This window comes from Paenibacillus allorhizosphaerae, assembly GCF_042659105.1.
Lineage (GTDB): Bacteria > Bacillota > Bacilli > Paenibacillales > NBRC-103111 > Paenibacillus_G > Paenibacillus_G allorhizosphaerae.
Genome location: NZ_JBHSRV010000002.1, coordinates 868,349 through 887,921, shown reverse-complemented (window position 1 = coordinate 887,921; position 19,573 = coordinate 868,349). Strand labels below are relative to the sequence as shown.

General features: G+C 53.8%; 20 protein-coding genes. 4 read left to right on the top strand and 16 right to left on the bottom strand.

Annotated elements, in window-relative coordinates; all coding sequences use genetic code 11:
- Window positions 1-133 precede the first annotated feature (133 nt).
- Window positions 134-754: a transcriptional repressor LexA gene (lexA, locus tag ACFQI7_RS12795; RefSeq protein ID WP_218100470.1), complete on the top strand. Its 621-nt coding sequence runs from the start codon at window positions 134-136 to the stop codon at window positions 752-754.
- A 173-nt stretch (window positions 755-927) separates the two neighbouring features.
- Here lexA and glnA read toward each other — a convergent pair whose 3' ends face one another.
- The 6 genes from glnA to ACFQI7_RS12765 form a co-directional block, all read right to left on the bottom strand.
- Complete coding sequence (glnA, locus tag ACFQI7_RS12790; protein ID WP_218100471.1) at window positions 928-2,265, bottom strand: type I glutamate--ammonia ligase; 1,338 nt, start codon at window positions 2,263-2,265, stop codon at window positions 928-930.
- Between the two features lie 89 nt (window positions 2,266-2,354).
- Window positions 2,355-2,768, bottom strand: a complete 414-nt coding sequence (locus tag ACFQI7_RS12785; protein ID WP_218100472.1) for a MerR family transcriptional regulator — start codon at window positions 2,766-2,768, stop codon at window positions 2,355-2,357.
- 205 nt (window positions 2,769-2,973) lie between these two features.
- The gene (locus ACFQI7_RS12780) at window positions 2,974-4,236 is read right to left on the bottom strand and encodes a methionine gamma-lyase family protein (protein WP_218100473.1); all 1,263 of its coding nucleotides are present in this window, start codon (window positions 4,234-4,236) and stop codon (window positions 2,974-2,976) included.
- Complete coding sequence (hflX, locus tag ACFQI7_RS12775; protein WP_218100474.1) at window positions 4,229-5,563, bottom strand: GTPase HflX; 1,335 nt, start codon at window positions 5,561-5,563, stop codon at window positions 4,229-4,231. The genes ACFQI7_RS12780 and hflX overlap by 8 nt, the downstream gene beginning before the upstream one ends.
- A gap of 419 nt (window positions 5,564-5,982) precedes the next feature.
- Window positions 5,983-6,963, bottom strand: coding sequence for an AAA family ATPase (locus ACFQI7_RS12770; protein ID WP_218100475.1), 981 nt, complete (start codon window positions 6,961-6,963; stop codon window positions 5,983-5,985).
- Between the two features lie 126 nt (window positions 6,964-7,089).
- Window positions 7,090-7,797, bottom strand: coding sequence for an HAD family hydrolase (locus ACFQI7_RS12765; protein ID WP_218100476.1), 708 nt, complete (start codon window positions 7,795-7,797; stop codon window positions 7,090-7,092).
- Between the two features lie 200 nt (window positions 7,798-7,997).
- Between ACFQI7_RS12765 and ACFQI7_RS12760 the strand changes: the two genes are divergently transcribed.
- On the top strand, window positions 7,998-8,879 hold the full coding sequence (locus tag ACFQI7_RS12760; RefSeq protein WP_268966838.1) for a LysR family transcriptional regulator: 882 nt from the start codon (window positions 7,998-8,000) through the stop codon (window positions 8,877-8,879).
- A gap of 24 nt (window positions 8,880-8,903) precedes the next feature.
- Here the strand turns inward: ACFQI7_RS12760 and ACFQI7_RS12755 are convergent, their stop codons facing one another.
- Both ACFQI7_RS12755 and ACFQI7_RS12750 read right to left on the bottom strand, forming a co-directional pair.
- The gene (locus ACFQI7_RS12755) at window positions 8,904-9,452 is read right to left on the bottom strand and encodes an AAA family ATPase (protein ID WP_218100478.1); all 549 of its coding nucleotides are present in this window, start codon (window positions 9,450-9,452) and stop codon (window positions 8,904-8,906) included.
- Window positions 9,449-10,156, bottom strand: coding sequence for an HAD family hydrolase (locus tag ACFQI7_RS12750; RefSeq protein WP_218100479.1), 708 nt, complete (start codon window positions 10,154-10,156; stop codon window positions 9,449-9,451). Before ACFQI7_RS12750 ends, ACFQI7_RS12755 begins: the two co-directional genes overlap by 4 nt.
- Before the next feature lie 157 nt (window positions 10,157-10,313).
- Here ACFQI7_RS12750 and ACFQI7_RS12745 point away from each other — a divergent pair, with 157 nt between their 5' ends.
- Window positions 10,314-11,084, top strand: coding sequence for a GNAT family N-acetyltransferase (locus tag ACFQI7_RS12745; RefSeq protein ID WP_218100480.1), 771 nt, complete (start codon window positions 10,314-10,316; stop codon window positions 11,082-11,084).
- A gap of 144 nt (window positions 11,085-11,228) precedes the next feature.
- On the top strand, window positions 11,229-12,098 hold the full coding sequence (locus ACFQI7_RS12740; RefSeq protein ID WP_218100481.1) for an SDR family oxidoreductase: 870 nt from the start codon (window positions 11,229-11,231) through the stop codon (window positions 12,096-12,098).
- Between the two features lie 82 nt (window positions 12,099-12,180).
- Here the strand turns inward: ACFQI7_RS12740 and tatA are convergent, their stop codons facing one another.
- The 8 genes from tatA to hfq form a co-directional block, all read right to left on the bottom strand.
- Window positions 12,181-12,378 carry a twin-arginine translocase TatA/TatE family subunit gene (tatA, locus tag ACFQI7_RS12735; RefSeq protein ID WP_218100482.1) on the bottom strand — a complete coding sequence of 66 codons (198 nt, stop codon included), beginning with the start codon at window positions 12,376-12,378 and terminating at the stop codon, window positions 12,181-12,183.
- A gap of 83 nt (window positions 12,379-12,461) precedes the next feature.
- A complete protein-coding gene (locus ACFQI7_RS12730; RefSeq protein ID WP_218100483.1) occupies window positions 12,462-13,121 on the bottom strand; it encodes a SanA/YdcF family protein in 660 nt (219 codons plus the stop codon).
- Window positions 13,112-13,501: a VOC family protein gene (locus ACFQI7_RS12725; protein ID WP_218100484.1), complete on the bottom strand. Its 390-nt coding sequence runs from the start codon at window positions 13,499-13,501 to the stop codon at window positions 13,112-13,114. Before ACFQI7_RS12725 ends, ACFQI7_RS12730 begins: the two co-directional genes overlap by 10 nt.
- Before the next feature lie 44 nt (window positions 13,502-13,545).
- Window positions 13,546-14,220, bottom strand: coding sequence for an alpha/beta hydrolase (locus ACFQI7_RS12720; protein ID WP_230415207.1), 675 nt, complete (start codon window positions 14,218-14,220; stop codon window positions 13,546-13,548).
- Window positions 14,207-15,172 carry an ADP-ribosylglycohydrolase family protein gene (locus tag ACFQI7_RS12715; RefSeq protein WP_218100486.1) on the bottom strand — a complete coding sequence of 322 codons (966 nt, stop codon included), beginning with the start codon at window positions 15,170-15,172 and terminating at the stop codon, window positions 14,207-14,209. Before ACFQI7_RS12715 ends, ACFQI7_RS12720 begins: the two co-directional genes overlap by 14 nt.
- Before the next feature lie 235 nt (window positions 15,173-15,407).
- Entirely contained in the window at window positions 15,408-16,118 is a 711-nt protein-coding gene (locus ACFQI7_RS12710) for a peptidylprolyl isomerase (protein ID WP_218100487.1), read from the bottom strand.
- 86 nt (window positions 16,119-16,204) lie between these two features.
- Complete coding sequence (locus ACFQI7_RS12705) at window positions 16,205-19,144, bottom strand: transglycosylase domain-containing protein (RefSeq protein ID WP_218100488.1); 2,940 nt, start codon at window positions 19,142-19,144, stop codon at window positions 16,205-16,207.
- Window positions 19,145-19,327: 183 nt separating this feature from the next.
- The gene (gene hfq / locus ACFQI7_RS12700; protein ID WP_218100489.1) at window positions 19,328-19,567 is read right to left on the bottom strand and encodes an RNA chaperone Hfq; all 240 of its coding nucleotides are present in this window, start codon (window positions 19,565-19,567) and stop codon (window positions 19,328-19,330) included.
- Between the last annotated feature and the right edge of the window lie 6 nt (window positions 19,568-19,573).

The following is a 19,573-nucleotide window of genomic DNA, read 5'->3' as shown; positions in this document are numbered from 1 at the left end:
AAACATTTGTTCTGGTATTAAGATAACACGAACAAATGTTTGTGTCAACATGATTTTTCGAACTTATGTTTGTACGAACTCCGGTTCTGTGCTATACTTCTAAGTAATGATTACCAAAAATGGAGTGATTCGAATGAGCAAGATTTCCAATCGTCAGCAGGCGATCCTGGATTTCATCAAGAACGAGGTTAGAGACAAAGGATACCCTCCATCCGTAAGAGAAATCGGCGAAGCCGTCGGACTGGCTTCCAGTTCGACCGTTCACGGGCATCTGGAGCGCCTGGAGAAAAAGGGGCTCATTCGCCGCGACCCGACCAAGCCGAGAGCGATCGAAATTCTCGACGGCAGCGAGGGCGACGGAGCGTTCGCCGTTTCCGTGGCGAGAGTGCCGCTCATCGGACGGGTAACCGCCGGTACGCCGATTACGGCGACAGAGAACATCGAAGACTATTTCCCGCTGCCGGCGCATTATGTTGGTGATCATAACGTTTTTATGCTCAGCGTAATCGGTGAAAGTATGATTGAAGCAGGAATCCATAACGGAGATTATGTGATTGTGCGGCAGCAGCAAACCGCGGATAACGGGGAAATTGTCGTAGCGATGACCGAAGAGGACGAGGCGACGGTAAAGACGTTCTACAAGGAGCGCGACCATATTCGCCTTCAACCCGAGAACCCGACGATGGAACCGATCCGTCTCAAGCATGTGACGATCCTCGGCAAAGTAATCGGCGTATTCCGCAACATCCATTAAAATCAATCCCTTTTGCAAACGCTATGTTTCAGCGGAGGCAATAGGGATTTTTTCTTTACCTGGCAGCTGGCGGGTGATCTGGGCGGATGCGAGGAAACGCGGAAACAATGAAAAAACGTCCGTTCCGGGAATTTGCGTTTTCCCCGAACGGACGTTTCTCATAGAAACGATGTTTAATACAGCGTCAAGTATTGCTCCCGCTCCCAGGCATGCACCTGCGTGCGGTAGATGTCCCACTCGATTTCCTTCAGCTCGTAGAAATGAGCGAGCGCGTGTTCGCCAAGCGCATCGCAGATTACGTCGTCGCGAAGCAGCTCGTCGAGCGCTTGTTTCAAATCGACCGGCAGGCTCGGGATGCCTTGCTCTTCCCGCTCCTCTTCGGTCATCACGTAAATGTTGCGATCCGTCGGAGGCGGCAGCTGCGTCTTGTTCTTGATGCCGTCCAGTCCGGCTTTCAGCATGACCGCCAGCGCCAGGTACGGGTTGGCCGCAGGGTCCGGATTTCGCACTTCTACGCGTGTGCTGAGTCCTCTCGACGCCGGAATCCGGATCATCGGACTGCGGTTGCTAGCCGACCATGCGACATAGCAAGGCGCTTCGTAGCCCGGCACAAGACGTTTGTAAGAATTGACCGTCGGATTCGTAATCGCAGCAAACGCACGCGCATGCTTCAAAATACCGGCCATATAATAACGGGCTGTCGCACTGAGACCGAGCTTGTCGTTCTCATCGTAGAACGCGTTCTCCTTGCCGCTGAACAGAGACTGGTGGCAGTGCATCCCCGAACCGTTTACGCCAAAGAGCGGCTTCGGCATGAAAGAGGCATGCAGACCGTGCTGTCTGGCAATCGTCTTGACGACGAGTTTGAACGTCTGGATCTGGTCCGCCGCTTTTACGGCGCTCTCATACTTAAAATCGATCTCGTGCTGTCCCGGCGCCACTTCGTGGTGGGACGCTTCGATTTCAAAGCCCATTTCTTCCAGCGTCAGTACGATTTCCCTCCGGCAGTTTTCCCCGAGGTCAGTCGGAGCGAGGTCGAAATATCCGCCCTGATCGTTCAACTCCATCGTCGGATTGCCCTTCTCGTCGGTTTTAAACAAGAAAAACTCCGGTTCCGGACCGACGTTCATCGCCGTAAAGCCCATTTCCTCGGCTTCCTTCAGCGCGGTTTTCAATATCCCGCGCGGGTCGCCAGGGAACGGTCTTCCATCAGGCAAATAAATGTCGCAAATCAAGCGGGCTACCCGATCTTCCGTCACCCACGGAAACACTACCCAAGTATCCAAGTCGGGGTATAAGTACATATCGGATTCCTCAATGCGGACATACCCCTCGATCGAAGAGCCGTCGAACATCATTTTGTTATCAAGCGCCTTCTCCAGCTGGCTGACGGGAATTTCTACGTTCTTGATCGTTCCGAGCAAATCGGTGAATTGCAAGCGGATGAACCGGACATTCTGTTCTTTGGCAGTTCGAAGAATATCTTCTTTGGTGTATTTGTTAACGGTCATTGTGAAATCTCCTCCTTAAACGGGTGTCACATTGTTACAAAGCGTGTCCGATCCGTGCGAAAAAAGACGCCGGACTGCTCCGGTAAGCCTTACTTTCTGAAAAAGCGGGAAAGCTCGCCTTGAATCAGCGACACTTGATTCGGACGTTTGCCGCCGCCGAGAAGCTGCTGTTTGAGCATCTTATGCAGCTGCGTATCCGTCATTTCTCTGCGCTTCACTTCCGAATGCTCGTTGATGACTGTCGCCTCTTCGGAGTCTTTGGAAACGGGCAGCAAAACCTGCTTGATTCCCGCGATGTTTACGCCCTTCTCGATCAAATCCTTGATCTCGAGCAAACGTTCCACATCGTTGAAAGAATACAAGCGCTGATTGCCGCCTGTCCGGGCGGGGATAATGAGCTCGTGCTGCTCATAGTAACGAATTTGTCTGGCGGTCAAGTCCGTCAGCTTCATCACGATCCCGATCGGGAAAAGCGCCATATTTCTGCGGATATCATCAGTCATGACCATCACTCCTAAACACATGAACCTGACCTTATTGTAACCTCGATCACAAAACGTGTCAAGTTGTGTTAGGTTTATGCCATATGTCAGCATTTTTTACAGAAAGCGCTTTTCTGTACAGTCCGCCCGCATGGGTCATCCATGCGGCAATGTCGATCGTTCACGCATCAGCATCGCTTGCTGCGCAACTCAGAAATGTACGGCATCAATTGTCTTCCAGATGCAACAAGCCGCGGTCGATCATGTTTTGTATCGCGGTGAGCACGCCCATCTTGCAATGGGAGTACGTCAAGCCTCCTTGCATATAAGCGATATAAGGCTCACGGATCGGCGCATCGGCGGACAACTCCAGACTTCCTCCCTGGATGAACGTACCGGCCGCCATAATGACTGGGTGCTCATAGCCCGGCATATCCCAAGGCTCTGGCACCACATGTGAATCGACCGCCGCCGCTTGCTGAATCCCTTGAACGAAGGCGATCAAATGTTCCGGTCCGCTAAACCGGATCGCCTGGATCAAATCCGTCCGCGGATCATCCCAGCGCGGATGCGTAACGAAACCGAGCCGCTCGAAGACCGAGGCGGCGAATACCGAGCCTTTCACGGCTTGTCCGACCAGATGCGGGGCCAAAAATAATCCTTGGTATATCGAGCGCGTCGTTCCCAGCATTGCGCCGACCTCCCCGCCGATGCCCGGAGCGGTCAATCGATACGATGCGAGCTCAACATATTTAGCTTTACCAACGATGTAACCGCCGGTGGCAGCCAATCCGCCGCCCGGATTTTTGATCAGCGAGCCGGCCATCAGGTCGACGCCGGCTTCCGTAGGCTCCGTCAGCTCCGTAAATTCGCCGTAACAGTTATCGACGAACACGATCACATCGGGCTTGATCTCCTTGACGAACCGGACCATTTCAGCGATTTGCGCGACGGTGAAGGACGGACGCCACGAATAGCCGCGGGACCGCTGAATACCGATAACCCGCGTGCTGGAGCTAATGCAGCGGGCAATGCTCTCGTAATCCGGCGATCCATCGTCTAGAAGCGCGACCTCGCCATAGCGGATTCCAAAGTCCTGCAGCGAACCGAGTCCGTCGCCCGGTTTGCCGATTACCTTGTGCAGCGTATCGTACGGTCGGCCCGTAATCATAAGCAGCTCGTCCCCCGGCCGCAGCACGCCGAACAATGCGGTACCGATCGTATGCGTGCCCGAGACGAAATGCGGCCGCACCAGCGCCGTCTCCGCGCCGAAGATGTCCGCATACACCAGATCAAGCACCTCGCGGCCCCGGTCGTTGTAGCCGTAGCCCGTCGACCCGGCAAAATGGTAATCGCTGACTTTATGTTTTTGGAATGCGCGAATCACCTTCCATTGATTGCGATCGACAATCCGGTCGATTTCTTTCCGTTTCCCCTCAATTTGAAGCTCGGCCTGATCCATCAGGCCGAGCACCTGTTCCTTAAACATGTTCTGTCGTCTCTCCTCCGGCTTCTCCCTGCGCAAGCCTCGCCGAATCGTATGCGGCGAGCATATATCCGATTTTATCAAATTCCTTGTTGTTCAAGCGAACTTTAAAGAGCATATCGCTTCCGTCAACCTCGTTCTCCAGCACTTCGCCTACCCGATAAACGAGCGAGATCATATCGCCTTTATCGGCCGGGATGCGGAAGGTGCGGCTATCGCTCATCAGCTTGCGTTCGAGCAGTGCTCTCACCTGGTCCAAATGCGCTTCGTTGTAAGCGGATATCCGAAGAAATTCCCCTTCCGTGGAAAGCATCTCCGCCTGCCCCGGCGGGCACAGGTCGATTTTGTTGAACAGCGTGACGCGCTCCTTCCCGTGCGCTCCAAGCTCCTCCAGCACCTGATCGACAACCTTCATCTGCGTCGGCATCATTTCCGAAGCGCTGTCCACTACATGCAGGATGAGGTCAGCTTCATTGGCTTCCTCCAGCGTGGCGCGAAACGCGGCAACGAGATCATGCGGCAAGTTTTGAATAAATCCGACCGTGTCGGTGAGCACGATATCCGCTCCGCCTGGCAGCTTGAGCGCACGTGAAGTCGGGTCCAACGTGGCAAACAGCTGGTTTTCTACAAAAACATCCGTTTTCGTCAGCTGCTTCAGCATCGTCGATTTGCCTGCATTCGTATAGCCGACCAGGGCGACCTGATAGACGCCCGTTTCCTTGCGCCGCTCACGATGCAAGTTGCGGTGCCGCACAACCTCCTGCAGTTGGCGCTTCAATTCGCTGATGCGGTTGCGAATGTGCCTCCGGTCCGTTTCAAGCTTCGATTCCCCCGGACCTCGTGTACCGATCCCGCCGCCCAGCCGGGACAAGTTTTTGCCGTGGCCGGACAGCCGCGGCAGCAAATAGCTGAGCTGCGCCAGCTCGACCTGGATAATCCCCTCACGCGTCTTGGCGCGCTGGGCGAAGATGTCCAAGATGAGCTGCGTTCGGTCGATAATTTTCACATCCAGAAACTGTTCCAGGTTTCTCACCTGCGCCCCGGACAGCTCTTGATCGAAAATGGCGGTGTTCGCGCCCGTCTCGCCGAGCAAGGTCTTAAGCTCCTCCGCCTTGCCTTTGCCGATAAACCATTTCGAATCGGCATATTCCTTATTTTGGGTCAACATCCCCGTAACGTCAACCTGCGCCGTTTCCGCCAAGCTGATCAGCTCGGCAAGCGAATAATCCGCATCATAAGCGTCCTGTTTTTTCAGCTCCGGCGTCACCAGACTGACCAGAACGGCGCGATCCCGGGTATCCGGTGTAACTTCATGCGTCGTTGATTTCATAACTATTTCATCGTCTCCTTTGACGTTATTCATTCGATTAAGGCATTACCAAATTCTATACAACTTCGGCTCCGTCTTCAAGGAATACAACTTCTTTAATTAATTTCCCCACAATACCGTTACTATTTTTGAGTCGCCATATGATCTGGTACGAACATCTTCCAATACAGCATGGCTTTGATATTTATAATAATCAACCAATGCAGATTAGTATTTACGAAATTCCATTTTATTGATGCGAAGCAGTAAATTCAATACTGGAACATGCGTAGAAGTATAACCTCAGCAAACTTATTAAACAACCTGGTAGAACAATGAAGTTATTTGATCCCCTAAAATAATGCAGCCTTAGTCCGTGGAAATTCGAACGAACCAAGGCCGCTGAATATATTTTTTATGAAATCGCAAACATAACCGACTCAATAAAAACTTGAAATGTTGTGTGATTTTAAGTTCACCGATTCCTCATGTATAATAAAATCCTCGCTAGTAAGATTCATAAGATCTTTTTTAGCAGGTTTTAATGGCTTTCTTATTAACCGTACAGCTTGATACCGGATCGCTTTCTCGATGATATTCCTGACGTACCTTGCATTACTGAAGTTTAAATTTAAATGTTTTTCATACTGTAAATGTTCTTTGACTTTATGAATCGCATCGGGAAGAATGTTGTACTCTCGCTCGTTAGCCATTTTGTTGGCGATTTTGATCAACTGATCGATCGAGTAATCCGGAAAATCAACCTGGATTGGAAATCTCGAAGGCAGCCCCGGATTGGTTTGCAGGAAATTTTCTATTTCGAGCGGATAACCCGCCAGTATGAGAACAAAATCGTTTTTATGGTCTTCCATTGCTTTTACTAAACAATCAATACACTCTTTGCCAAAATCTTTTTCCCCGCCGCGGGCCAAGCTGTATGCCTCGTCGATAAACAGAATTCCGCCGAGCGCTTTTTTAACTAACTCTCTTGTCTTTAATGCAGTATGTCCTATGTATTCCCCAACAAGATCGGCTCTTTCAACTTCGATCAGATGTCCCTTGGAAAGCACTCCCATCGACTTAAACAATTTACCCACGATTCTTGCAACCGTCGTTTTCCCTGTTCCGGGGTTCCCTTTGAATATCATATGGTAAACATTGGAACCTACATGAAGTCCTTCTTGAATTCGAAATTGTTTGATCTGAAGCATGGCATAAATCTGAAACACTAATTCCTTTACTTCTTCCAACCCAATCATATCGTCCAGTTCTTTGAAAATGTCGGAAAATGCTTCCATATATTGAGACATCTCTTTATTTTGAGCATTGTTACTCTCGACGTGAGTTGGTTCGGGAGATGATTTAAATATAACATTAATCTGGCGATTTCGAGTCGTAATTTGACGCGTATCTTCACTCACCTTTTTGTCACCCTCCCCTTGTCATACTTATATATTTATGTGAAATCCAAGGGAAACATGTTGTTTATATATTTTGTACCGATTGTGTCTTTTTTCTTTGTCTGTAGTATATTCAAACGGCAAAACTCAAAATTTCGCCTTCTCTTGGTTAAAGGAAAGGTACAACGGAGCAAGCTCGGAAAGCTCCGTAATGACCGCGTCCGGCCGAACGTCCAGCGTAACGTCCCACTGGCGTACGCCTTGTTTCCATACGGCAAATAAACCGGCTTGAAAGGCACCGTACACATCGTTGCGCGGATGATCTCCGACATACCATGCATCGGACGGATTCACGCCAAGCTCCTCCAGCGCCATTGTGAAAATCGCCGCATCCGGCTTCTTGCATCCCGCTCCCTCCGACACCACGATGCTGTGGAACGATTCGCGAATGCCGAGTATATCGATTTTGGCCTGCTGCACTTGCGACTGACCGTTCGTAACAAGCCCGAGCCGCAAGCCTTGACTCCGGAAAAAATGAAGCGTCTCCCGCATTCCGTACTCGGGTTGAGCACAGACAGGGTAAACCCGCCGCCAATAATCCGCATAATGCTCCTCCGACGGCGCGCCGCGCCACCGAAGCTGAAGAACCAATTCTTGATATACGTCCCGCTTGGCCCGATAACCGCCTTGATCCGCTTCGCGAACGATATGACGAATGCGTTCCGAATCCTGCAGTCCGAACGAATGGCCGTAATCCCGGATCAAACGGTCAATAAAAACGTCCAGCGCCCTTCTCCGGTTCATCAGCGTTTCATCCAAATCGAACAATACGGCTCGAATCATACCTTTACTCATCGTCCGTTCCTCCCCATCGCAACTACCCCGTTGTACACCCTGCGTACGGCGACAAAAGCAAGTTCGCAACATGATCGGATCGCAAAACATAATCCGCAGCGATCGCTTCCTTCGTGGTGTCAAACCCATTATAATAGGGGGATCATTATAGATATAATCGATATTATCAATACCATCGATAGAGAGGAACCATATCAAATATGATCTCGTTGGAGCTTTACAAAGTGTTTCACGAAACTGCCCGCGCCGGAAATATCAGCAAAGCGGCGGAACAGCTTTTTATTACGCAGCCCAGCGTTTCATATGCAATCAAACAGCTCGAGGAACAGCTCGGTACCGCACTCTTTGTCCGCAAGCCGAAAGGTGTTGAGCTGACCCCGGAAGGCCGCGCACTGCTCGATTACGTACAGCCGGCGCTCACGCTGCTGCTCGAGGGTGAACGGCTTATGGCCCGATACCACAGTCTGGATACGGGAGAAATTCGCATCGGCGGCAGCGAAGTGCTCATTAAGCATTACTTACTGCCTGCCATCGAATCGTTCCACGGCCATTACCCGGGGATTCGATTCCGTTTCGTCCACGGCAAGACGCAAGATATCGCAGGCCGTCTGGAAGAAGGCAGCATCGACATCGGATTGATCCATTTGCCGCTGCCCGCCCCATCCTTGCAAATTCATAACGAGTGGCAGGCGGAGCCGATCTTTATTGGCAGCGGCAGGGATGGCCGGCGGTATTCGCAGCCGCAGGATCCGGCCGAGCTGTTCAAACTCCCGATGATATTGCTGTCGCCGGGAAGCAGCACGCGTAGATTTGTCGAAGAAGAAGCGCGGGCGTACAGGATCGACATCGTGCCGGAGATGGAAGTGGGCAGCATCGAGCTGATCAAGGAGATGGTGCGGGTCGGGTTTGGCATCGCCATTTTGCACAAAAATTTGGCCGAGGCGGAGCTGGCGGCAGGCAGCATACTGGAAATTCCGCTAACCCGTCCGCTGGCGAGGCGAACCATCGCTCTCGTATCTCCGGCCAAACGCGAATTGTCGGCTGCGGCATCCGTTTTTATAGACCGGATCAAAAAACTGTGAGCGGGCTCGCAAGCACCCGCTCCGCTATCCTGAAAACACACGATCGTTTTCATTCCATGTATTCAAAAATGATTCCGCCTCCGAATCCGAGCGTAGGATAATGACTTTCTTCTCGGGAGACAGCGCCATAAGCTTGCTAATTCGCTCTCCCAGTCGACGCCCGCTTTGTTTCGGAAAACGCCAAATGAACACGAGAAACCGCAGAAATTCCCAGCGGAATCGTTCGACGCAGCCTTCGCCCATATCCGACCGAACTTTGCCGAAATGACTTATTTGTCTTTTGACGGCCCGCCACGCACAGAGCCAGTTTGGCTTTTGCAGCCAAATGATCGTATCCGCCGTTTGCAACCGTATATCGAGCGTTCGGCCGTAGTTGCCGTCGATGATCCATTGCGGTTCCGATACCAATGCGTGCAGCAGCGCATCCCACTCCTCCTTCGGCGTTTCCACCCAATTCGGCTTCCAGTAGAGCGCATCCAAGTGAAACAAAGGCAATCCCGTGGCTTCGGCCAGCTTTTTGCTTAAGGTGGACTTACCGGAGCCCGGGGAACCGATCAAGATGACTTTGTTCACAGCGAATCCGCTCCCGGGGACGTTTGCGATAAAGTCGTAGAAGAAGCTTCGCTCAAGCGGCGGACGACTTCCTGCAGCGGAAGCTGCGCCATGGAATCAAGACGCATATCGTACTCGCCGAACGTGAGCAGTGCCGTAACGGCGTTCGGGACGGTGACGCAGAACATCCCGGCGCGTTTCGCCGCCAGCGTTCCGTTCGGGGAATCCTCAAATGCGATCGCCTCGTGCGGCTGCACGTCCAAAATCGCAAGCGCCCGCAAATACAACTCCGGGTCCGGTTTCACCCTTGTTACCATATCCCGCGTGCAAAGACATTCAAAATATTCGAGAAGCCCGTACCTATTCAAATATTTGGTCACCCATTCATTCGTGGAGCTCGACGCCAGACCGATCCGCAGCCCCATCTCTTTCCCCTGCGTCAAATATTGCCTCACGCCGGGGCGCACATCCGTGTGCTGCATCTTTTGCTCGTGCAGCTCGCGCCGCAGCTTCCTGGCGGCTTCCCGGTCGTAGGCGGCTCCGAGCAGCGTTTCAAGATGCTGATACGGGTCGAACGCTTCCGGCCCCGTTCCGATGCAAGTCCCCCATACATCAAGCGTCAGCTCGCATCCGTGAGCGCGGTACATTTCCTGAAAAGACTCGAATTCCGGCGTCTCCGTGTCCAATATGAGTCCGTCAAAATCAAAAACGATGGCTTTGATCATGTCATTCGGCTCCTTCCATCCAACTATCTTAGTATCGTACTATGAAGACGGACTATTGGGTAGGAATATTTTACATAAAAGCCGATGGCCGCATTGAATGTTTACAAGTTTTGATGTATATTTATTCATATTTATGCATAAAAGAGGGTGGAATCATTTGCATGACAAGTCGTTTTACTCATTCATCGATCGTCTGGGCCTCGGGACATGGCCTGCACAAGAAACGGAATTATGCGGTTCCTGGCTGCTGCGCGCCTCGGAAGGCGTAACGAAGCGGGCCAACAGCGTCTGGACCGGGGACGGCAGCGGCATTTGGAATCCGGCTGACATGCGCCGGGAGCAGGTGGAACGATTTTATAAGTCCCGGGAGCTGCCTGTCCGGTATCATATTAGCGATGCCTCGCCTGACGGTCTGGATGCATGGCTCGACTCGCAGGGCTACGTCATTGAAGTTCCGTGCCTCATCATGACGGCCGATGCTGCCGAAATGGCTAAGCTTGCGTACCGGACCGGGAGTGAACGGTTCCGCGCCGAAATCCTCCCTGCTCCCGACGAAGACTGGATGCAATCCTTTATCGCGCTGGAAGGACATAAGCCGGAGCTGCTATCGTTTTACCGCCGTTTGTTCGATCGAATTACGCTTCCGTCCGGCTTTGTAAAAATAAAGGACGAGGCCGACGTTGTTGCCGTAGGAACGAGCGTCGTAGAGAACGGCTGGGCCGGTTTCACCAATGTGGTCGTCCATCCGGAGCGGCGAGGCCTTGGCATCGGCAAGCGGCTCGTTCGCGAATTGGCCGCATGGAGTGGCCGGCAAGGTGCGGAGAGGCTGTATCTTCAAGTCATCGCAGACAACGAGCCGGCGGTCAGACTGTACCGCTCTGCCGGTTTCACCGACAGCTTCACATACCATTACCGCACCAAATTCTAAGCATAACGTTAGTTGTAAAAATGTTCCACGATACGCCGTATCGTTTGAGCGCATCCTAAAAAGGTTAAATGTACCGTGTACCGCTTATTTTTCCAAGCAAGGTCAAACACGGGCATCGTACCTACACGAAGGAGCGTGAAAGCAATGACCACAACCACGATGGAAAAACAAACGTTTCCGCCCCAGCATCAGCAGCAGCAGCCCGGAATCGAGTCGCAAATGAACCCGCGGCCCGTTTTCGAAGACAGCAAGTACAAAGCAGCCGGCAAGCTGAAGGATAAAGCGGCGATCATCACCGGCGGCGACAGCGGAATCGGCAGGGCTGTCGCGGTAACTTATGCCAAAGAAGGCGCCGATGTGGCGATCGTTTATTTGAACGAGCACGAGGACGCACAGGAAACGAAGCGGCAGGTTGAGGAAGAAGGCCGCAAATGCATTTTGCTTACGGGCGATATCGGCACGGAAACGCTCTGCAAGCAAGCGGTAGAAGAAGCGGTCAAGCAGCTCGGAAAGCTGGACATTCTCGTCAATAATGCGGCGGAGCAGCATCCCCAGAAGCGGATAGAGGATATTACCGCCGCCCAACTGGAGAAAACGTTCCGCACCAACATCTTTTCTTACTTTTATATGACGCAGGCTGCTCTGCCGCATCTGATGCAGGGCAGCGCCATCATCAATACCGCTTCGATCACGGCATATGAAGGCAATGACCAGCTGATCGATTATTCCGCAACCAAAGGGGCAATCGTAACATTCACCCGCTCCTTGTCGCAGCAGCTGATCGGCCGCGGCATTCGCGTCAACGGCGTGGCGCCGGGACCGATCTGGACGCCGCTCATCCCATCGACGTTCGATCAGCAGCAGGTTGCGAATTTCGGCTCGACTACGCCGATGAAACGGGCCGGCCAGCCGGAGGAACTGGCGCCGAGCTACGTATTTCTTGCCTGTGACGATTCATCGTACATGGCCGGACAAATTTTACACGTCAACGGCGGCACGATTGTGAACGGCTAACGGGGACATACCGGCAAAAAAAAACCTTCTCCAGGCCGATTTATGGGCTGGGAGAAGGGATTTGTCGTCTTGAGCGATCCGATCAGGCTTTTTTCTCATCCTGCGTTTTTCCGGTCTCGTCTTTCTCTTCGGAACGGAGACCTCTTGTCGATTCTTTAAATTCGCTGAGCGTCCGTCCAAAAGCTCTTCCCAGCTCAGGGAGCTTTGAGGGTCCGAATAGCAGCAGTACAACGAGAACAATAAGAATGAGTCCGCCGATGCCGATATTTCCGAAAGGCAATGTGTCCAACTCCTTTTTTTAAACGAACGGTAGTATTACCACTCATTATATCAGCTAGTACGCCGGTTGGAAACAGCAATCTATCAGGCCGATTCCTTTCCGAAAGCGAGCCCGAGCTTGTCCCACTGCCACTTGGCAAGCGCCAGCGTCTCCCTGCTCTTATGCCACGTCATCATCAGCACTTCCGAATCCATCGGCGCAACCGCAGGCTCTTGATACCCGAGAAATCGCGCCATATCGAGCGCGCGAACCGCATGGTAGCGGTGGGTGATGATCACGGCGGACACGAAATGACGCTGCTGCATGATCGCTTGGCTGAGTTTCATGTTCTCGTATGTACTGGTCGCATGATTTTCAAGAAAAATCGCTTTCTCCGGAATGCCCTTTTCCATTAAATAATTTCGCATCCCTTCCGCTTCGGTTAATTCCGAATCTTTGCGGTCGTAGCCCCCGGATACGATGATATTCCGAATCTTGCCGGACCTGTACAATTCAACGGCACGGTTCAGCCTTTCCTTCAGTGCCGGACTTGGCGTCGTTTGCCATAGGGCGGCTCCAAGCACGATGCCCACGTCTTGCGGGGGCAGCTTCGGCTGATCCAGCGTAGCCATCTTCCACTGCACGACGGCAACCCATGCGAAAGCGGCAATCAGCGCGATGGTCGTTATTTTCCATACCGCCTTCGCAAACGTTAGAATACGGCCGCCTCGTTTCCGCTGTCGATTGCTTTTCATCAGTGCCATACATTCATCCGTCCATGCAGCGATCCGGTAAACAGTTCGAGCTGCGTCCCGTCCGGATCGAGAAAGTTGACGCTCCACCCGCCGCCGCGCGCTATCGGACCTCGGACGATCGGCACTCCTGCCTCTAGAAGCTTGTCCGCGGCCGCCGGAAAGTCCGCTTCGGCAATGGAAAATGCAACGTGATCCACACCGCGCGGCGAGCCGGACGGCGGATCCAACGTCCGCTCCACAAGGCAAATCCATGCGCTTCCCCATTCCAAATATGCATCGAGCCGCCCGCGGTGAACCAGCTTCATCCCAAGCGTATCTTGATAAAACGACAGCGATGCCGGTATCTCCGACACGCGAATCGTGACATGATTGAATCCCGTTACCTTCATTTCCCCAGCTCTCCCATGATCCAATTCAACGATTACAAAATCCGTTACGGGCAGTTCAAAAACCGCTCCACTTCGGCAAACAGCTCCGGAGCTTCCCGATCCAAACATATCATATGACGGGACTGGGGGAACATGCGGAGCTCCCGTTCGCCTTTCAATCGCTTGTAAATATAGCGCCCGCTCCGCGGATGGACGATCGGGTCCTGCGCTCCCTGGACGATCAAGGTCGGCACTTGAATGCGCGGCAGCTCGCGCTTTTTCGTATGCCGGGCCAGCTTCAGAAATTCGACGGTCGCTTGCGGCGGAACGTTCTTCGCCCTGCCCAGGTTCGCCCAATCGCGGATCAGGAGCAGCGATGCCATATAGGCGAGCAAACGGACCGGGCTGATATAGATCGCGGCGGCATTCAACAGGACGAGCCGTCGAATCGGAAACCGGTTGGCGAGGCAGGCGGCGATCAGCCCGCCCATCGAGAAGCCGATCACATCGACCGACGCGCAATCCTTCGTCAACTGATGCGCCTCCCATGAAGCGCTGTCCAGCCAATCGTGGAACGTGACGCCGCCAAGCACAGCCAAGTCTTGATCGTGTCCCGGCAGAACGGGAGTCCGGCACTGCATCCCCAGTGTTTGTTCAAGGTGTTCGGCAAGCGGCATCAGCTCGTAAGGCCCTCCCGTAAACCCATGAAGCAGCAAACAGCCTCGATTATGCGATTCCATGATGATTAGCATCCTCCTGTGCCCGTTCGAATAATCGTAAAGCGTACCGTTCGATGCGCTCCCGGTCGACAAGCGCTGCCAGCCAAGGGGACGGAATGGACGGAACGCCGTAATACGCCCCCGCGAGCTGGCCGTAAATGGCGCCTGTCGTATCGGCGTCTTCCCCCAGGTTCACTGCGAGTAGAGCGCCTTCCGCAAAGTCTTCGCTCAGCGCGAATGCCCACAGTGCAGCTTCCAGCGATTTCACTACATAGCCCGAACCCCGTATTTCCGGGGGCTGACGCCGTTTGAACGAGCCCGAAGCGATGTCGCCGATCTCCGGCACGAGCGGCCGCCTATCCCAAAAGCCCGGAGATGGCGTATAATACGGGCTCAGCAGCTGTTCCTTGGACTCGCCGTTAAGAGCTCCGACGATTAAGCCGCCGTAGTAACGGCACGCGTCGACGGCAAGCACGGAACCGTGCGTCGTCAGCGAGCTGTCGCCGGCGCGCATCATCGCTTCGGCCGGGTCGGCCGCATAATACATCGGCACCGGAGCGAGCCGCATCAGTGAGCCGTTGCCCGACGCCATCCGGCTCATGGAGCCGCTGAACGGTTCTCCCGTTTGTTCAAACCGGAGCAGCGCTTCGCGAACCGTGTTGCCGATATCGAAGCAGTCCCCCGTACTGCTAAGGTAGCCTTCGCGGAACCAGCGCACATATCGCTGCATTTGATCGCGAGGGTGGAAACGGCCGGTCTCGAGCAGGCTTTCCGCCAAACAGAGCGCCATGGACGTATCGTCGGTCCATTGGCCCGGTGCCAACCCGAACGGTCCCCCTCCCTTCATATCGGCAATCGGCTCAAAAGAACCCGGTGCGCTGAATTCCAGCGTAGTGCCCAGCGCATCGCCTGCCGCCAAACCGAGTAAACAGCCCAAATATCGATCGGAAGATCGCCCGACAGCTTGCGTCATCTACAATCGCTCCTCTCATCATTAGACGAGGCAAAGATCCGTATCGTTCCCTTCACCCCGACAACGTTATGCCATCATATGATGTGAACCCGCAGATAAGACATTGAAAAAACAGCGTGGCTCCCCACGCTGCTTTGATGAATTTGAAAGAACGGACGTTGTGCAATATCAAGAAAAACTTCCGCTACAACACGGGTGTATCTTCGTGAAAGGGACATCGCTCGTAAATTTTTTCTTACTTCTCCGTAATCTCGATCGACTGAATCGTCACTTTCTCCGTTGGCACGCTCGGCGTAGGCTCGCTGCCTTTCTTCACCGGCGTTGCGGCGATTTTCTGAACGACGTCCATGCCTTCCGTCACTTTACCGAAAATCGTATAGTTCGGATTTTGGTTCAGCACCGCCGTACTGTCCGGTCCAGTGCAAATGAAAAACTGGCTGCCGTTCGTATTCGGTCCCGCATTGGCCATCGCCACAATGCCCGGCTCATACTTGTAAGGCGTTTTCAGCTCATCCTCGAATTTGTATCCCGGACCCCCGGTTCCACTCCCTTGCGGATCGCCGGTTTGAATCATGAACGATTGGATGATCCGGTGGAACGTAATGTCATTATAGAAGCCTTCTCTTGAGAGGAACACGAAGTTGTTCACCGTTTTCGGCGCTTCTTTGGCAAAAAGCTCGATGGTAAACGTCCCTTTCGAGGTCGTTACCTTCGCAGTGTACGCTTTCTTCTGATCGATCTTCATCTCCGGCGGCGAGGTCCATGATTTTTTGGCCGTCTGCCCCGGCTGCGCACCTGCCTGTCCGGAAGGCTGGCTGCCGTTTTGTGTGTTCCCCTGACCTGCGGGGGTTGGAGCCGGTTTCGTTCCGCAACCGGTCATAATGGCCGCGAGCAGTGCCGCTGTACCGACCCACACCGCCGTCTTCCAAAGAAATGTCGATTTCATTCGTTCGTCATCAACTCCATCTGCGTCGTTTATAGTGTCATTAGCTCAGTTCATATTATACTATGCTATGCCAAAAATATGAAATCTTAGCGGATTCCCGGCGCAAGCGGCGTCGAGCTGCCCGCTCCGTCGGAGAATACGCGCTCGCCGCCGTTTGCGGCATTGCCGGAGGCGCCGCCGGGGATAGCCCCGACGTTGTTTCCGGCGCCTGTACCGTTTTGTCCCGTCCCGCTGCTTACGCCGGGCTGCGTCGATCCGCCTTGTCCCGGCTGGCCCGTTCCTGTGCCTGTACCCGGCTGTGTCGTCCCGCCTTGCCCCGGTTGGCCGGTTCCTGTCCCCGTGCCGGGCTGCGTCGTCCCGCCTTGTCCAGGTTGGCCGGTTCCTGTGCCCGTACCGGGCTGCGTCGTGCCTCCCTGTCCCGGCTGGCCCGTTCCTGTGCCCGTGCCGGGCTGCGTCGTGCCGCCCTGCCCCGGCTGGCCGGTTCCTGTCCCCGTGCCAGGCTGCGTCGTGCCTCCCTGTCCTGGTTGGCCGGTTCCTGTCCCTATGCCGGGCTGCGTCGTCCCGCCTTGTCCCGGCTGGCCCGTTCCGGTACCCGGCTGTGTCGTCCCGCCTTGCCCCGGTCGGCCCGTTCCGTTACCGCTACCCGGCTGGGTAGTACCGCCTTGCCCTGGTTGGCCGGTGCCGTTGCCAGCACCGCCGGGCTGCGTAATACCTCCTTGTCCAGGCAGACCCGTTCCATTACCTGTACCCGGCTGTGGATTCAACGGGTCCGGATGACCCGAGTCCGCGCTTACCGTTACCGTAACGGTATTCGATCGAGCTCCCGCGACGTTGCTGACCGTGTTAACCGGCACCACCGCATACTGGTACGTGTCCGGCTGGATCGCCGAAATATCGTTCACTTCCGTTGAAGTCGTCGAAAGCAGCGGCTCGCTCGGGAATTCCGCGGTCTTGCTGTCTTTGCGGAATAGCTGGTAATTGACGTTGTCGCCGATGGCCGACCAGCTCAGCTTCACCGTTCTGCTTTCCTTGACGTATTCGCCTTTCAGATCTGCGATCGTCTTTGGCGGCGCTCCGAGATCGGGCACGCCATCCGGCTTGACGAATGCCGTCATCGGCGTTTTGGCAAGCGCCTTTTGCATCACTTCCTTGAAAATGACCGCCGCGCCGCCGCTGCTCATGGAGACATAATGCTTCGAATCGGTTTTGTCGAAGCCCATCCATACGGCCGCGGTCCATTCCGGCGTGTAACCGACGAACCACAGGTCGCGGTTGTACTTTTCCAATCCTTTAATATCGAGCTGCGTCGAGCCGGTTTTCCCGGCGACCGGCCGGTCGAACTTCGCCGCCGTTCCCGTCCCGCCCGGTTCTACGACGCCCTGGAGCAGCTGCGTCATGTACCAGGCGGTTTTCGCACTCATGACCGACTTCTTATCGCTTTTAAAAGCGGCCCGAAGGCTGCCGTCCGAATTTTCAATTTTGCTGATCGCATGAGCTTCGTTCATATTCCCATTATTGGGGAAGGCGCTATATGCTTGCGCCATCTGCAGTGTTGTAACCCCTTTGGTCAATCCGCCGAGCGCGATGGCAAGGTTATTATCGTTCTTGTCGAGCTCGATGCCGAGTTTCTTCAGAAAAGCGATGCCTTTGTTAACGCCGATCTCATTGAGCAAAGCGACGGCCGGCGCGTTGATCGACTTTTTAACTGCCTCGAACATGCTAACTTGGCCGCGATAAACACCATCGTAGTTTCTCGGACTGTAGCCGTTATAGCTTTTTTGCTCGTCCGGCAGCATGCTGTAAGGTGTGTAGTTTCCGGACTCCAGCGCTGGCGCGTAGGCGACGATCGTTTTAAAGGACGATCCCGGCTGTCTCGGCTGCTGCACGGCCCGGTTCAATCCGCGCGCCACATAGTCCCTGCCGCCGATCATGGCCACAATCCCGCCGTCCTTATTGTCCAGAATAACCATGCTGCTCTGCATTTTTTGCTCCGGCCCGTCTTTCTGGAACAGCTTGTCGTTCGCATACGTCTGTTCCATAATTTTCTGTGCGTCTGGGTTGAGCGAAGTATAAATTTTATATCCGCCGCGCATCAAGTCGTCTTCTTCGATGTTGTACTTATTTTGCGCTTCCCGCAGCACATAATCGACGTAGGTTTGGTATTGGTCTTTGGTCGCCCCTTGCTGCGGCACGTAATCGACCGCCGCCGCTTCCGCGCGTTCGGCCTCGGTAATATAGCCTTGGTCGGCCATCAGCTTCAGCACCACGCCGCGCCGATCTTTCGATTTTTCGGGATTGGAGATCGGGTTGTACGTGCTCGGCGCTTTCGGTATCGCAGCGAGCGTCGCCATTTGCCAAAGCTTCAGCTGATTCAAATCGGAGATGCCGAAATATTTTTTGGAAGCCGCTTTTACCCCATAAGCACGGTTCCCGAAGAAGATCCGGTTCAAATACTTTTCCAAAATATCATCCTTCGAATATCTTTCCTCGAGCGCCACGGCAATCGACATTTCCGTCGCTTTGCGGAAAAACGTTTTATCCGCCGACAGGAATACGTTTTTTGCCAGCTGCTGCGTGATCGTACTTCCGCCTTCCACCATGCTGCGGGCTACGACGTCTTTGACAAGGGCGCGGCCGATGCCGAGAAAATCGATGCCCGCGTGCTCTTCGAAACGCTTATCCTCCGTTGCGATAAAGGCATCGCGCAGCTTCTTCGGAATTTCCGCCGCCGTGACGCTCTCCCGGTTTTCCGCCGCGAGCACCGCCACTTCTTTGCCGCTCACATCGTAGATCAGCGACGCTTCGTCCAGATCGAGCTTGTCGATGTTCTGAGTCAAAATGCGGCCGCCGTTAATAATGATGAATATATATACGCCCATCGCACAAATGGCAGCGACCGCCGCACTGACGAACGCCCACGCAAACACCTTTCCTGCAGTAATTTTTTTCTTTTTTCGTTTTCCGGATTTCGGCTTTGTCGTTTGCTTGGTTGGTTGTGCTGACGCATTACGGTTTGTTCCCGCCATATCCGACTCCCTCTCTCTTGTCTATTTGCCTTTGTCCGCAAGCGATGACGCGTCAAGGCTCTTCTAAACAAAGAACAACCCTTCAGATGTCGGGTTGCCCTTTGGAATTGTATTCAATTAGACGAACCGAAAGTACGAAAAGTTGCTTGCCCCGTATCAATGAGGCAGAAGTACCGGTCCCGATTACTCGGTGCTGCTCTCCTGCTGCATTAAGGAAACGGCGCGCTGCGGCGTGAACGTCGAGATCGCGTGCTTGTAAACCATCTGCTGACGGCCCTCGCTGTCGATGATAATCGTAAAATTATCGAAAGCGCGGATCACACCGCGAATCTGAAACCCGTTCGTCAAATAAACGGTGACCGGGATGCTGTCCTTGCGCAGTTGATTCAAAAAAGTGTCTTGAATATTGATCGATTTGTTCATCAATGG

What these genes read in the sequence shown, in the direction of transcription:
- ACFQI7_RS12780 (WP_218100473.1), bottom strand. Translation starts at nt 4,236, where the DNA reads ATGTTTAAGGAACAGGTGCTCGGCCTGATGGATCAGGCCGAGCTTCAA.
- glnA (WP_218100471.1), bottom strand. Translation starts at nt 2,265, where the DNA reads ATGACCGTTAACAAATACACCAAAGAAGATATTCTTCGAACTGCCAAA.
- ACFQI7_RS12740 (WP_218100481.1), top strand. Translation starts at nt 11,229, where the DNA reads ATGACCACAACCACGATGGAAAAACAAACGTTTCCGCCCCAGCATCAG.
- ACFQI7_RS12705 (WP_218100488.1), bottom strand. Translation starts at nt 19,144, where the DNA reads ATGGCGGGAACAAACCGTAATGCGTCAGCACAACCAACCAAGCAAACG.
- hflX (WP_218100474.1), bottom strand. Translation starts at nt 5,563, where the DNA reads ATGAAATCAACGACGCATGAAGTTACACCGGATACCCGGGATCGCGCC.
- ACFQI7_RS12730 (WP_218100483.1), bottom strand. Translation starts at nt 13,121, where the DNA reads ATGGCACTGATGAAAAGCAATCGACAGCGGAAACGAGGCGGCCGTATT.
- hfq (WP_218100489.1), bottom strand. Translation starts at nt 19,567, where the DNA reads ATGAACAAATCGATCAATATTCAAGACACTTTTTTGAATCAACTGCGC.
- ACFQI7_RS12760 (WP_268966838.1), top strand. Translation starts at nt 7,998, where the DNA reads ATGATCTCGTTGGAGCTTTACAAAGTGTTTCACGAAACTGCCCGCGCC.
- ACFQI7_RS12765 (WP_218100476.1), bottom strand. Translation starts at nt 7,797, where the DNA reads ATGAGTAAAGGTATGATTCGAGCCGTATTGTTCGATTTGGATGAAACG.
- ACFQI7_RS12725 (WP_218100484.1), bottom strand. Translation starts at nt 13,501, where the DNA reads ATGAAGGTAACGGGATTCAATCATGTCACGATTCGCGTGTCGGAGATA.
- ACFQI7_RS12785 (WP_218100472.1), bottom strand. Translation starts at nt 2,768, where the DNA reads ATGACTGATGATATCCGCAGAAATATGGCGCTTTTCCCGATCGGGATC.
- ACFQI7_RS12750 (WP_218100479.1), bottom strand. Translation starts at nt 10,156, where the DNA reads ATGATCAAAGCCATCGTTTTTGATTTTGACGGACTCATATTGGACACG.
- lexA (WP_218100470.1), top strand. Translation starts at nt 134, where the DNA reads ATGAGCAAGATTTCCAATCGTCAGCAGGCGATCCTGGATTTCATCAAG.
- ACFQI7_RS12720 (WP_230415207.1), bottom strand. Translation starts at nt 14,220, where the DNA reads ATGGAATCGCATAATCGAGGCTGTTTGCTGCTTCATGGGTTTACGGGA.
- ACFQI7_RS12710 (WP_218100487.1), bottom strand. Translation starts at nt 16,118, where the DNA reads ATGAAATCGACATTTCTTTGGAAGACGGCGGTGTGGGTCGGTACAGCG.
- ACFQI7_RS12715 (WP_218100486.1), bottom strand. Translation starts at nt 15,172, where the DNA reads ATGACGCAAGCTGTCGGGCGATCTTCCGATCGATATTTGGGCTGTTTA.